The sequence below is a fragment of the Acinetobacter sp. 102 genome, from assembly GCF_037028485.1.
Classification (GTDB): domain Bacteria; phylum Pseudomonadota; class Gammaproteobacteria; order Pseudomonadales; family Moraxellaceae; genus Acinetobacter; species Acinetobacter higginsii.
This window is the reverse complement of sequence record NZ_JAZEZK010000008.1, coordinates 42,285-55,133: the sequence shown is the minus strand read 5'-3', so window position 1 is coordinate 55,133 and position 12,849 is coordinate 42,285. Positions and strand designations below refer to the sequence as shown.

Here is a 12,849-nt window from a genome sequence, read left to right as displayed (position 1 = left end):
CCCACAAAAGTGGCATATCAAAATTTTATGTATTGCCATGAATTGGCGATACGAATTAATCAAAAAGACTAAGTCTGATGGAGTTAACTATGAGCAACATTCGTCCATTACATGATCGTGTTGTGATTCGTCGCGTAGAAGAAGAAACTAAAACGGCTGGTGGTATTTTACTTCCAGGCTCTGCTGCTGAAAAACCATCTCAAGGTGAAGTAATTGCAGTAGGTAATGGTCAAATCACTGACAATGGCGTTCGTGCTTTAGACGTTAAAGTTGGCGATAAAGTATTGTTCGGTACTTATGCAGGTACAACAGTAAAAGTAAGCGGTGAAGAGCTCTTGATCATGAAAGAGTCAGATATCTTAGCTGTACTTGAAGGCTAATCGATACATAACTCACAAATTAATCAGATACAGTATTTAAAAAGATTCGGAGTTTCACATGTCAGCTAAAGACGTAAAATTTGGTGATTCAGCTCGCTCAAAAATGATTGCAGGCGTAAACACACTTGCAGATGCAGTAAAAGTTACTTTAGGTCCTAAAGGCCGTAACGTTGTCATCGACCGTTCTTTCGGTGCACCGCACATCACTAAAGATGGTGTAACCGTTGCGAAAGAAATTTCTTTAAAAGACAAGTTTGAAAACATGGGTGCTCAACTTGTTCGCGAAGTCTCTTCTAAAACAAATGACATCGCGGGTGACGGTACAACAACTGCAACTGTACTTGCTCAAGCAATCTTAAATGAAGGGATCAAATCTGTAACTGCAGGTATGAACCCAATGGATTTAAAACGTGGTATCGACATCGCAGTGAAAACTGTAGTTGAAAATATCCGTACCAATGCAAAGCCTGCTGATGATTTCAAAGCAATTGAACAAGTAGGTTCAATCTCTGCGAACTCTGATACGACTGTTGGTAAACTTATCGCTCAAGCGATGGAAAAAGTTGGTAAAGAAGGTGTTATCACTGTAGAAGAAGGTTCTGGCTTCGAAGACGCTTTAGACGTTGTAGAAGGTATGCAGTTCGACCGTGGTTATATCTCTCCATACTTCGCGAACAAGCAAGATACCTTAACTGCTGAACTTGAAAATCCGTTCATTCTTCTTGTTGATAAAAAAATCGGCAATATCCGTGAATTGATCGCTGTATTAGAAGCTGTTGCTAAAACAGGTAAACCACTTCTTATCATCGCTGAAGATGTTGAAGGCGAAGCGCTTGCTACACTTGTTGTGAACAACATGCGCGGTATTATCAAAGTATGTGCTGTTAAAGCACCTGGTTTTGGTGACCGTCGTAAAGCAATGCTTCAAGACATTGCGATCTTGACTGGCGCGACTGTGATTTCTGAAGAAGTCGGCATGTCTTTAGAGCAAGCTTCTCTTCAAGATCTAGGTACTGCACACAAAATCACTGTTTCTAAAGAAAACACTGTGATTGTTGATGGTGCTGGTAATGCTGCACAAATCGCTGAACGTGTTCAACAGATTCGTGCGCAAATCGAAGAATCTACTTCTGAATACGACAAAGAAAAACTTCAAGAACGTGTTGCTAAATTAGCTGGCGGTGTTGCAGTTATCAAAATTGGTGCAGCAACTGAAGTTGAAATGAAAGAGAAGAAAGATCGTGTTGACGATGCTCTTCACGCAACTCGTGCAGCAGTAGAAGAAGGTGTTGTTGCAGGTGGTGGTGTTGCACTGGTACGTGCTGTAAACGTATTAGATGGCTTAAAAGGCGCGAACGAAGATCAAACTGCAGGTATCAATATTTTACGTCGTGCGATTGAAGCGCCACTTCGTCAAATCGTTTCAAACGCAGGTGATGAGCCTTCAGTTGTGATCAATGCAGTTAAAGCGGGTGAAGGTAACTTTGGTTATAACGCTGCAACTGGTGAATATGGCGATATGTTAGAGATGGGTATTCTTGACCCTGCTAAAGTAACGCGTTCTGCACTTGAACATGCAGCTTCTGTTGCTGGTTTGATGTTGACAACTGAATGTATGATTACTGATATCCCAGAAGATAAACCAGCTGGTCCAGATATGGGCGGCATGGGTGGTATGGGCGGCATGATGTAATTACATCTACGTCTAGATCAAAAAATCCCTGCATATGCAGGGATTTTTTTATTGACCATTTTAGAGGATTTAACGGAATAAAATAATCATCCAAGTAAAAAAGATAATCGCCAAGGAAACAAATTGCGCAGCACTGCCCATATCTTTTGCATTCTTAGATAACGGATTCTTTTCCAGCGAAACGCGGTCCACTACAGCTTCAATGGCGGAATTAAACAGCTCTACAATAATTGCCAATAAACAGACAGCAACCATCAGCGCTTGTTCAACGGCTGATACATGTACCAAGAAGCTCATCGGGATCAAGATCACATTCAGTAATAGGATTTGTCGGAAGGCAGCTTCATGACTAAAAGCGGCTTTAAATCCTGCGATTGAATAGCCTGTGGCATTTAAAATCCGCTTAATGCCACTTTTGCCTTTATAGGGAGAGTATTGCGTCATTACGATAGAGGAAAGAGAGAAAGGCTTATTATAAGAGCAAAGATGTTGCAGTAAATTGGCAATATGTCGCATGCGTGTACCATGAGCCACAGCTTTCTGCCATTAATCTCTACAAAGCTTGCATTTATAAATTGTCAATTTGTGCTGTGCTAAGGATAATAAGCACAGAATTATTGAAGGAAAGCGCTGCATGAAAATTATCGCAGATGAAAATTTGGCATTTACCGATTATTTCTTTGCGGAATTTGCAGAAATACAGCACCGAGCAGGACGTACCCTGACCCATGCGGATGTACAGGATGCCGATGCACTTTTAGTTCGCTCAGTGACCAAAGTAAACCATGCCTTAATTGATCAGAGTAAAATTAAGTTTGTAGGCAGTGCCACCATTGGAACGGATCATCTTGATATTTCTGCCTTAGAGCAACAACATATTGCGTGGAGTAATGCCGCAGGTTGTAATGCACAAGCTGTTGCAGAATATGTGATTACCGCGTTACTACACTTAGATATCAATCTTTTGGAAAAAAATAAAGCCTTCACTTTAGCCATTGTTGGTTTAGGGAATGTCGGCAGCCGCCTTGCTGTGATGGCTCAACTGCTGGGTTGGAATGTAATTGGCTATGATCCTTATGTGCAATTAGACGGTATTGAAAATGTCTCTTTTACTGAGCTGTTAAAACGTGCCGATGCAATTTCAATTCATGTGCCTTTGACCTTATCGGGTGATTTCCCGACGCAGCATTTATTTAATACGGCTGCTTTGGCTACAATGAAACCCTCTGCTGTTTTAATCAATAGTGCGCGTGGTCCTGTCATTGAACAAGGTGCATTAATGGCAGATATTATCACCACGCAGCGTCAAGTCGTTCTCGATGTATTTGAGTTTGAACCAGAAATTTCTGAGCAACTGTTGGATTTATTGGCCTTAGCAACGCCACATATTGCGGGTTATAGTCTGGAAGGGAAGGCCAGAGGCACACAGATGATCTATCAAGCTTTTTGCGATAAATTCTCTTATGAAGCCTCGAAGCATTTTGAGAGTCAATTGCCTCAGGTGGAACAATATTTCGGGCAGCAGGATTTAAAAGCTGTGCTTCGACAACATCTGACTCAAATTTATGATATTGCTGCCGATGATCAGCAACTACGAACTTGTGTACAAGCGGGTAAGGTAGAGCAAACCGCATTTGATTTACTCCGTAAAAATTATCCTTTACGCCGTGAGTGGGCTGCACATGGTGGGCCAAAAGCATGAGTCAAGATATGAAAAGCTACCAACCGACCTGTTCACTTGAGGCCTTAAAAGCACGTGCTGAGATGTATCAGAAAATCCGCCAGTTTTTTGCTGAGCGTGAGGTCTTGGAAGTGGAAACACCAGTTCTGTCTCAGGCAGGTGTGACGGATGTACATTTGGCTTCTGTGCAAGTACAGCGTCATATTCACGGCAAATTAAATACTCAATATTTACAGACCTCGCCTGAATTTCCAATGAAACGTTTATTGGCCAGTGGCAGTGGGGCAATCTATCAAATTTGCAAAGTGTTTCGTGATGATGAGCATGGGCGTAAGCACAATAGTGAATTTACGATGTTGGAATGGTATCGACCAGGATTAGATTTAAAGGGCTTGATGCATGAAACTGCAGATCTGTTAGAAAGCTGTTTGGCACATCGTTTTGGCGATATTCGTCCAGTTGTTCTCAGTTATAAGCATGCTTTTCAGGATCGTTTGGATATTAATCCTTTGCAAGCGAGCTTGAAACAACTCAAAGATACAGCCAATCGTGTTGGGCTTAATCTTGATTTGGGTGATGATCGTCTAGCTTATATGGACCTGTTATTTTCGCACTTTGTCGAACCTAGTCTAGGCTTTGATGCACCTGTATTTTTGACCAATTTTCCACCTGAAATGGCATCACTGGCAAAAGTAAAACAGGATGAGGATGGTGAATCCGTTGCAGCTCGCTTTGAAGTTTATATCGAAGGTTTAGAGTTGGCTAATGCCTATGATGAGTTATTAGATGCTAAAATTCTAGCATCTCGTTTTGAGGCAGATAATGCAGAACGTGCAAAGCAAGGGTTGGCGGTGATTCCAACGGATCAGCATTTATTGGCAGCTTTACCCCATATGCCTGAATGTTCTGGTATTGCTTTGGGTATTGATCGTTTACTCATGGTTGCCATGAATCAGGTCAAAATTGATCAGGTCATTGCATTCCCAGCAGAGATTGCCTAGGGTTTTTATTTTCAATTTTTATAAAAGTTGCATTAATAGCTGTATCAACTCACTTTGGCGATGTGTTCGGGTTTTTTTGAAAATTGATTGCAGATGCTTCTTTACCGTATCTGATTGAATTTCATGTGAAAGAGCAATTTCTTTGGTGGTTTTACCTTCTAGAAGTTGCTCACATATTTTATGTTCAACAGGTGTAAACATAAACAGCTGGGTACAAATGTCTTTTTGATATTTTGGCTTCTGTTTTAATCCAGAGAAGGTTGCAAGTAAGACTGGGCGAAGGCCAAAAATCTTATGGCTTTTTTCTGGGCTGAGTAAATCTAGCGTTAAGAATAAGTGTTGATCGAGCAGCATGACTTTTGAACGTTTATGATTCGTCTGCTCTGGATTGTTTTTATAATGTCGTTCGAGTTCAATCAGATTCTGGTCAAATTGTTGCTGATGTTGTTCATTCAAAACAAAACGACGCTGTTGGATTTGAATCTGTTGCTGATCTTGTAGTAATTGCTGAGCTTCGGAATTGATCTCTAAAATATCGCCATTGAGGTTAATAATTGCAATCGGTTGGTTCATTTTTTGAATTAACTGTGACCCAAGCAGGGTCATAGTGGAATATTCAAAATGATGACGATATTGCTGAATCTTTTGTTGCACGATCGGCAAAATTTCATATATCGGCTGAAGTTCAGTACAGCTTAATGCACCACGCTCAGGGCTAGTGAGAAAGGCAAGTAATACACAGACTTTATGATCATAAATGATTTGGATGGCTGAACAGAAGCGTAAATCCAGAGGCTGTAGCACCCGTTGGTATACTTGGGTTTGAATAATTTCATGTTCTTGAAAATGTTGAGTGCAATGCATCCATCCCTTCATTGGTCCCAAAAGCATTTTCTTTAAACGCGGATCATCATCTATGGCCAAGCGGATTTGGGTCAGTGCGGCTTGTTCAAGTTGATTGGAGTCAAAATTCACGCCGTGATGGACGCTAAAGGAGAGTGCTTGTACTTCAAGGTCAACAGCCAACAGTTGCGAAGCTTGCACATCAAAATAGTGATTCAGTTGCTCTAAGAAAATCATCCAATCATCAGCATGCTGAACTTTATTCAAGATATCCACGACTGGGCTGTGTTGGCTTAGAGTCATCTAAAATCCCATCGAAAATAGAATATATTCCATATAGTTTATATGGATTTTAACTAAATGAAATTATTAAATTAAAAAAATGTGACTTCTTATGCAATTATCAGATGAAATGAGTATTTAAAGTTAAATCAGCTTTGAAAGAAATATGCCTAAACGCAATAGCACATTTAGGCATATTGGGGTTTAGCAGCGTCCTTTTTTGGCTTGTCCTGGAGGGCAGAAATCACCACGACCATCATGATGGTTGTCTGGATCAACAATTACACTGCCATGTGGGGTATGTACGGCACAGGCTGATAAGCCGACTGTAAGTAAAGTGCTGAAGCAGAGCAGTATTATTTTCATCCTTGCATCCTATTGTTATTGCTTTCCCTTCTACTGTAAATCGATCAGTAGGTTTCAGCTAGCAGAAGGATGCAGGTTTTTAACATAGATTTGTATCATTCAGCTGTACGTAAAACCGTTCTAAATCCGACATGCGTTGCCGCCAAATCAAATTCTTGAGGATAGCGGCTGCTATTTCGATAACGGGCGCAAAAGTTGGAAGCACATAGAAAAGAACCGCCTTTAAGTACATATTGCGTTGCAGTGCTGTTTTGTTGACGCAGTTCTGCATAATTGCCCATGTGCTGATCATGTGCGCCGTGATAAACAGATGAGGTCCACTCCCAGACATTGCCAATCATATCGAACAGCTTAAAGGCATTGGCAGGGTAACAGCCGACGGGTGCGACACTTTGAAAATGATCTTCAACCGTATTATTGAAAGGAAATTCACCTTGCCAATAATTGGCTTGTGGATGTTGATGGGCATCCTGTGGTGCTTGGTGTAAAGGGGTATCGGTTTTCGAACCAGCCTTAGCTGCGTATTCCCATTCTTGTTCTGTAGGTAAATCCCGCCCCAACCAAACGGCATAGTGTTCAGCATCATTTTGAGTGATATAGCGAACTGGTTCAGAGGGAAGAGGGGCTTGGCCTGCTATACCATTCGGTGTTTTCCATGTGTAATCTGCTTTTAGTTGCCACCATTGATTTGGGTTATTCACATCAGGAGAAAATACTGCAGCTTGTTTCTGTTTTTCCACATCAGTGACATAGCCTGTTGCTTTAACAAAACTGGAAAACTGGGCAACCGTCACTTCGGTTTGATCGATCCAAAAACCTGCTACTTGGCGTTGTGGTTTGCCAAAATTCAGCTCATCAGGGTAGGCTAAGTTTGAACCCAATTGAAATGAACCTTTAGGAACCCATACCATTCCAGCGGTTTTAGTGTTTTGCCATGCTTCGGGTAAACCAGAATACTGTTGGCATTGCTGTAATGAACCTAGTTGAGCCTCGGTGCTATTTTGAGTATGTGAATGAGTGGTAGCAGGCTTAACTTTACTACAGCCTGTCACAAGGGACAGGCTGCTGAGTGAAACTAAAAAGATAATCCACTTCATTTAAGGAAATATTCCTTAACACCATTTTGTTGGGTGTATTTGTTATAGACATCCACCAGCTCTTGTAACTTGGCAGGATTATCTTGAGCAAGGTTTTGCGTTTCACCTCGATCATTTTTTAAGTTGTATAGTTCCCAGGTTCCTGTACCTAGTTCAGGAGTACCTTGTAAAGCAATTTTCCAGTCCCCCTGACGTGCATATTTACTGCCATGTAATTCATCGGCAAAGCTAAAATTGACTGGGCGAATGGCTTGGGCTTTATTGTCAAGTACGGGTTTCCAAGAATATCCGCTTGGCGTATTGATTTGACGGCCTTTGTATTGACCTTGTGGGACGGCAATATTTGCGTAGTCGAGCACGGTTGGAAACACATCCAAGACTGAGGCAAAACCATGATGAGTTGCTTGGGCTTTGGTTTGGTATGGCAGTTTTACAATTGCAGGTGCGGTGGTTGCACCTTCACCAGCAGTATCTTTCCAGAGATGGAATGGTGCCGCGCTGACTTCCGCCCAACGTGGTCCAACATAGTGATAAGAGCTTGAAGTCCCGACGTTATTAACGCTGTTATCAAAACCTACTTCGGCACCGTAATTGCCACGAATAAAACCTTCTGCACCATTATCGGAAACAAAGAAAATTAAAGTGTTGTCATATAAGTTATTACGTTTTAGATATTGAATCACCCGACCAATATTGGCATCTAGATTTTCCACCATACCTGCGTAGATTTCCATTCTGCGTGCTTCCAATGCTTTTTGCTCAGTTGAAAGCTCATTCCATTTGCCATATTTTTGAGGGGCATTTTGCGTGGCGATTGGTTCAGCCGCTTTAAAGTTTGCTGGAATTAATCCGAGTTGTTTTTGACGGGCTATGCGTGCATCGCGGATTACATCATAGCCTACATCGTAAACACCACGATAACGATCACGATATTCAGCAGGTGCTTGTAAAGGCCAATGCGGTGCGGTGTAAGCAGCATAGGCAAAGAATGGTTTACCTGAGTTTTTTCCAGACTCTAGATAACTGATCAGTTTGTCGGTGAAATAGTTGGTGGAGAAGAAATCATCAGGCAGAGATGAAATCGGAACTGGTTTACCATCTTCTGTATATGAGGCATTACGCTTGTAGGCGCTCGGTGCTTGTTTGAAATGTAGGTCTAAACCTTGCAATAGCGTAAATGAGTGATCGAATCCTTTGGCATGTGCGTTGGTTGCATCGGTCAAGCCTAAGTGCCATTTACCACTGATATAGGTTCGATAGCCGTTGTCTTTCAGCACTTCTGCAATGGAAAGCGAACGTTCATTTAAATAGCCCTCATAACCTGGTTGATTTTCGAGGTGAGGCTTATCACGTTTAAGCTCCGCCATTGCGCCAATACCTGCTAAATGGTGGTCAGTTCCCGAAATCAATTGTGAGCGGGTCGGTGAGCAGGTCGGGGCAGTATGGTAATCCGTTAAAATGCGACCTGCTCGGGTCAGTTCATCAATATTCGGGGTATGAATTTCCCCACCAAAAGCGCCTAAGTCTGAATAGCCTAAGTCATCTGCCATGATGAATAAAATGTTGGGTTGTTTCTTGGTTTCAACCACCGTATTGGAGTCATCGGAGTCACTATTGCTGCAAGCTGAAATTGAAAGGCTAAAAAGTGCAATGGAGAGTGTGCTAAGAAGGCTATTACGAGACATTAGAATCGACTTAATTTTATAGAAGAATTATGGCGAGTTTAGAGAGATGATTTTTATGATAAAAATAATTAAAATTTGATTATTAATCTTAAAAAAAGAAAAGCCCCAATACAGGGGCTTATTTCCAAGATGATTTAAAATGGGATTTTGGTGAGTTGATTCAAGAAATGTGGAATGACCCGTGGCTCTAAAATGATAGTCACCACCACACCATAGGCAGCACCCCAGAGATGTGCACTATGATTGATATTGCTATTGCCGCGTTTACCTGACCAGATGCTATAAGCCACATATAAAATGGCAAAAATAATCGCAGGAACGGGAATGAAGAACACAAAAATCAAGTTCCAAGGCTGGAACAGGATATAGGCAAACAGTACCGCTGAAACTGCACCAGAAGCACCTAAGCTCGCCCATCGTGCATCATGACGATGTTTCAGATAGCTAGGTAAAATGGCAACAATGAGTCCGCCCAAATAGAACAAAACAAAGCCCATGTCATAGAAAAACTGACGATAGAAGCTTTCGATAATATTGCCGAAGAAAAACAGCGTAATCATATTAAACAATAGATGCGTGCCATCGGCATGAATGAAACCATGCGTGATAAAACGGTCATATTGCCCGCGTTGCATTGCAGGAGGCCAGAAAATTAAACGGTTCATCACCGCCTGATTGGAGAAGGCCAATAAGGAGATTGCAACAGTAATAATGATAAGAGTCACAGTGTGACCAAAGGGTAGATGTAACATATAGGTTTTAAATTGATCAGTGTCTAAGCAATAATGCCATTAAAAACTTAATAAACAATGTTCTTGCATAGAATTCCTACAAAAATGGTTGATTTTTTTTTATTACCCTCCATCTTCGGTTAATATAACGACATCAGCTTGAGGATTATTGTTATGTCGACTGAGAACACCAACACTGCTGTCGCAGAAGAAATTCCAAACCTTTTAATTACTCCATCTGCACAAGAGTATTTAGGTGATTTATTAGCAAAGCAAAATACCCCAGGAATTGGCGTTCGTGTTTTTGTAGAGCATCCAGGTACTCCACGTGCTGAATGTTGTATGGCATATAGCGCACCTGAAGAAGTGGTGCCGACAGACTATAAACAGGATTATCCTAATTTTCCTGCTTATGTTGATGCGCCATCAATTCCGTATTTGGTTGATGCGGTGATTGACTACAACAAAGATCGTTTTGGTGGTCAATTAACATTCCGTGCACCAAACTCGAAAGTACCGCGTGTCGGCCCAGATGCTTCAATTGAAGAGCGTATTACCTATGTACTGCAATCTGAAATTAATCCAGGTCTAGAAGGACATGGCGGTAATTGTAGTTTGGTTGAAGTAAATAATGATCCAGAACATGGTTTAACTGCTGTATTGAAATTCGGTGGTGGTTGCCAAGGTTGTTCTGCGATTGATGTTACCTTGAAGCAAGGTGTAGAAACCACTTTAAGACAGCATGTGCCTGAATTACAGCGTGTAGTGGATCAAACCGATCATACACAAGCAGAAGGCGCTTATTTTAAATAATCGCTGGAAATTTACTGTATTTTTAAAAGCCCTTTCGAGGGCTTTTTTTATTGTTTAATCAAAACTGAGATGATTTTTCCTTATTCTATAAATAGATGTATGCAAAACAAAGTGAATATATAAATAATAATAATTATCATTTTTATTGAGTTTTATTTGTTTTTTGTTAGAATTCTCATGAATTTTTAAGCAAATTTTAAGATTTTTTCTGAATTGGGTGAAAATATGTCTAATACAATCGTGCGTCAATCGCTCCTCACAATTTCTGTGTTGAGTAGTATGATGACCGTTGCACATGCAGCAGAAACTCAAACGAATAAAGATGCTGTCCAACTTGAAAAAATTGTTGTGACTGCTAGTAGCCAAGCAGTAGATGTAAAAGATGCACCTGCAAGTATTAGTGTGATTACTCGAGAAGACATAGAAAAACAACCAGTAAGCAGCATTGGTGAATTATTGAATAAAGTTCCTGGTGTTACAGGTGGGACGAGTCCTAATGGCGACGGTTCAAAAATTAAATTACGTGGTTTACCAGATAATTACACTTTAATCTTAATTGATGGGAAACGTATTGGCTCTTCGCGTGATACCAATTATCGTCCTGATTTAGGCCGTCAGGATTTAAACTGGATTACACCTGAAATGATTGAAAGAATTGAAGTGGTACGTGGCCCAATGTCATCACTTTATGGTTCAGATGCGATGGGTGGGGTAATCAACATCATTACCCGTAAGATTCCAACCAAATGGGGCGGGAGCTTAACTCGTAATTATACTGTTCCAACGACTTCCGGGGATTTAGGGCATACTGACCAAATGGGCGTTATGGTGACAGGTCCATTAACTGATAGTTTAGGATTACGTTTAACTGCTGGTCGTACAGAGCGTGAAGCTGATCAGAATATTAAAGCTGGTAAAGGGACTTCTGGATACATTGATGAAAACTATAACGCATTATTGAATTATAAAATTAATGATAAACATCAAGTTGCTGTCGAAGCGGGAATTTCAACTCAAAAAAATAAGGCAGGATTTGGTGAGGTCGTTGGACGTGGTGGTGCGATTAGTGAGGGAGAGATCGCTTGGGGACCAGATAATTTAGAACATCACACTTATAGTATTTCCCATGATGGGGATTGGGGTTTTGGTAAATCTAAACTATCTGCATATTACAATGATTACGATAGTAGTAATGAGACTGGCATTGCGAAGTCAAATGAAACAATTGTTGAGGGGAATTTGAATATCCCATTCAATGTATTGTTTGAACAATCATTAACGGTTGGTGGGCAGTGGAAGAAAAATGAGTTAACCAATACTCAAACCATTGGAACATCACCAGATGGAAGTTGGGATGGGCAGAAATATTCAGATCCAACTGTTGATAATAAGACTTGGGCAGTTTTCTTGGAAAATAATATAAGTTTATTAGACAACTTAAATTTAACGATTGGTGATCGATTAGACCATGATGATAAATATGGTTCACATCATAGCCCACGAGCTTATCTTGTCTTCCATCCAGTCACTGATTTCACCATTAAAGGTGGGGTTGCAAAAGGTTTCCGAGCACCATCATTAAAAGAAACAACTGCAGGTGCTGCGACTTTTTCTAGAGGAGGCGGTTGTAGTTCTCTAATCCCACTGGGTTATACGACAGGTGGTTGTTACATGGCAGGTAATCCAAATCTGCAACCTGAAGAAAGTACCAACTATGAAATTAGCTTCAATTATACGGGCTTTAACGCTGATCTTGGTGTGACGTATTTCCATACTGATTTCAAAGATAAAATTGATTATGCAGCGTTAGATAAGATTAATGGTCGTTGGTATACCCGTTATGAAAATATTGGCAAAGCACGGACGAAAGGTTTAGAGGTTGTTGCAAACTTCCCACTCACAGATACGTTGTATTGGAATAATAATATGACTTATTTCTTTGAGGCAAAAAACTTAGATACGGGTGAAGAACTAATTACTACACCTAAAATTACAGTGAACTCAGCTTTAAATTGGAAACCAACAGATGCTTTTGCTTTTGAATTCAATGCAAAACATTCAGGAAAACAATATTTTGGTAATAATGTAACAACCAGTAGTCTGCAAAAACCGCATACAATTTTTGGGGTGTCTGCAAACTATAACTACAATGATAATCTTACCTTTAGAACGGGTTTGAGCAATTTATTTGATAAGAACTTATCAAATGGTGATGATTCATATTTAGTAGAACGTCAACGTGCATTTGTCGGCGTAACTGTTAAATACTAAGTGAAT

The 12,849-nt window shown here is 40.6% G+C and carries 12 protein-coding genes; 6 read left to right on the top strand and 6 right to left on the bottom strand.

Features of this window, described 5'->3' with window-relative positions; genetic code table 11:
* Window positions 1-89: 89 nt before the first annotated feature.
* Complete coding sequence (locus WA352_RS09580; protein WP_004652030.1) at window positions 90-380, top strand: co-chaperone GroES; 291 nt, start codon at window positions 90-92, stop codon at window positions 378-380.
* Window positions 381-438: 58 nt separating this feature from the next.
* Window positions 439-2,073, top strand: coding sequence for a chaperonin GroEL (gene groL / locus WA352_RS09575; RefSeq protein ID WP_004801460.1), 1,635 nt, complete (start codon window positions 439-441; stop codon window positions 2,071-2,073).
* Window positions 2,074-2,142: 69 nt separating this feature from the next.
* Here groL and WA352_RS09570 read toward each other — a convergent pair whose 3' ends face one another.
* Entirely contained in the window at window positions 2,143-2,517 is a 375-nt protein-coding gene (locus tag WA352_RS09570) for a diacylglycerol kinase (RefSeq protein ID WP_005208172.1), read from the bottom strand.
* A gap of 190 nt (window positions 2,518-2,707) precedes the next feature.
* On the opposite strand from WA352_RS09570, the gene WA352_RS09565 reads away from it, so the two are divergent.
* Both WA352_RS09565 and epmA read left to right on the top strand, forming a co-directional pair.
* On the top strand, window positions 2,708-3,775 hold the full coding sequence (locus WA352_RS09565; protein ID WP_336142299.1) for a 4-phosphoerythronate dehydrogenase: 1,068 nt from the start codon (window positions 2,708-2,710) through the stop codon (window positions 3,773-3,775).
* The gene (gene epmA / locus WA352_RS09560; RefSeq protein WP_336142297.1) at window positions 3,772-4,755 is read left to right on the top strand and encodes an EF-P lysine aminoacylase EpmA; all 984 of its coding nucleotides are present in this window, start codon (window positions 3,772-3,774) and stop codon (window positions 4,753-4,755) included. Before WA352_RS09565 ends, epmA begins: the two co-directional genes overlap by 4 nt.
* A gap of 18 nt (window positions 4,756-4,773) precedes the next feature.
* Here the strand turns inward: epmA and WA352_RS09555 are convergent, their stop codons facing one another.
* From WA352_RS09555 to WA352_RS09535, 5 genes are all read right to left on the bottom strand, one after another.
* Window positions 4,774-5,901 carry a helix-turn-helix transcriptional regulator gene (locus WA352_RS09555; RefSeq protein ID WP_336142294.1) on the bottom strand — a complete coding sequence of 376 codons (1,128 nt, stop codon included), beginning with the start codon at window positions 5,899-5,901 and terminating at the stop codon, window positions 4,774-4,776.
* Window positions 5,902-6,084: 183 nt separating this feature from the next.
* Entirely contained in the window at window positions 6,085-6,246 is a 162-nt protein-coding gene (locus WA352_RS09550; RefSeq protein ID WP_336142292.1) for a hypothetical protein, read from the bottom strand.
* 95 nt (window positions 6,247-6,341) lie between these two features.
* Window positions 6,342-7,343 carry a formylglycine-generating enzyme family protein gene (locus WA352_RS09545; protein ID WP_336142289.1) on the bottom strand — a complete coding sequence of 334 codons (1,002 nt, stop codon included), beginning with the start codon at window positions 7,341-7,343 and terminating at the stop codon, window positions 6,342-6,344.
* Window positions 7,340-9,028, bottom strand: a complete 1,689-nt coding sequence (locus WA352_RS09540) for an arylsulfatase (RefSeq protein ID WP_336142286.1) — start codon at window positions 9,026-9,028, stop codon at window positions 7,340-7,342. The genes WA352_RS09545 and WA352_RS09540 overlap by 4 nt, the downstream gene beginning before the upstream one ends.
* A 134-nt stretch (window positions 9,029-9,162) precedes the next feature.
* Window positions 9,163-9,780 (bottom strand): rhomboid family intramembrane serine protease, encoded by a 618-nt coding sequence (locus WA352_RS09535; protein WP_004652042.1) that lies wholly within the window; start codon window positions 9,778-9,780, stop codon window positions 9,163-9,165.
* Window positions 9,781-9,933: 153 nt separating this feature from the next.
* On the opposite strand from WA352_RS09535, the gene nfuA reads away from it, so the two are divergent.
* Together nfuA and WA352_RS09525 are read left to right on the top strand one after the other, a co-directional pair.
* On the top strand, window positions 9,934-10,572 hold the full coding sequence (gene nfuA / locus WA352_RS09530; RefSeq protein ID WP_004652044.1) for a Fe-S biogenesis protein NfuA: 639 nt from the start codon (window positions 9,934-9,936) through the stop codon (window positions 10,570-10,572).
* Window positions 10,573-10,797: 225 nt separating this feature from the next.
* Window positions 10,798-12,843 carry a TonB-dependent receptor domain-containing protein gene (locus WA352_RS09525; protein WP_336142282.1) on the top strand — a complete coding sequence of 682 codons (2,046 nt, stop codon included), beginning with the start codon at window positions 10,798-10,800 and terminating at the stop codon, window positions 12,841-12,843.
* Window positions 12,844-12,849: the final 6 nt, after the last annotated feature.